Origin of the sequence: Enterobacter sp. T1-1 (genome assembly GCF_000710795.1) — a bacterium.
GTDB classification, from domain to species: domain Bacteria; phylum Pseudomonadota; class Gammaproteobacteria; order Enterobacterales; family Enterobacteriaceae; genus Enterobacter; species Enterobacter cloacae.
Map to the genome: position 1 here is coordinate 1 of NZ_JALW01000116.1, position 361 is coordinate 361.

Annotated in this window: 1 protein-coding gene; it reads right to left on the reverse strand. The window is 65.7% G+C overall.

Translation table 11 applies throughout. The features are described 5' to 3' along the window. On the reverse strand, positions 1–361 hold a 361-nt coding region (locus tag AK59_RS01000000123990), incomplete at both ends, for an Ig-like domain-containing protein (RefSeq protein ID WP_032618785.1).

Sequence of the window (361 nt, forward strand, 5' to 3'; positions counted from 1 at the left end):
TCGTAGATACTGATGGTGCCGCCTGCCACGCCGCTGCTGCCGCTCAGGGTCGGGGTGGTGTCGTTGGTGACATCGCCCTTCTGCAGGTAGTCCGCATGCGGGGCCACGTCGTCATAGACGGTGTCCAGCGTCGGTGCCTGCGGCGGTACGGTGGCCACGTTGATGATGTACTCACCGGACGGACCGGAGACATTGCCCACGCCGTCGGTCTCTTTCGCCGTCAGGGTGTACTTCCCGTCCGGCAGCGGCGTGGTCGGCTCCAGGGACCAGGTGCCGTCGGCCTGCACTTTCGCGGTGCCAATCACCTTGTCGCCGTTGTAGACGGTGATGGTGTTGCCCGGCTCCGCACCGGTACCCTTGA